We start from the raw sequence: 311 nt of genomic DNA on the forward strand, positions 1-311 counted from the left end.
TATAAACCTTTTTCAGTTAATTCACGTGCAACATCATCTTTGATGGTAACACCTGCTGCTTTTAACTCGGCAATCTTATCTACAAATTGTGGTAAGTATTTTTCATGAGCAATCAATAATTCATTTAAAACATTCACCATTTTTTGTCCTGATACTGTTTGTGGATTTAAAATGAATGCTTGCATTAATAATCCATAATCACCAGTTACAGCTGCTTCTTCAACACATAATTCCATGTTTTTCATGCATTGTAACCATCCTCTTTGAGCTGGTTGTAATGGTCCAAAGGCAATAGCTCTTGCTCCTGTTGA

General features: G+C 34.4%; 1 pseudogene. It reads right to left on the reverse strand.

Annotated features, from left to right (window positions below):
• A pseudogene (locus LJD32_RS15190) lies at nucleotides 1-311 on the reverse strand (6-phospho-beta-glucosidase); the annotation flags it as partial.

This window comes from Faecalibacillus sp. TM498 (assembly GCF_020589955.1).
GTDB classification, from domain to species: Bacteria; Bacillota_I; Bacilli_A; order Erysipelotrichales; family Coprobacillaceae; genus Faecalibacillus; species Faecalibacillus intestinalis.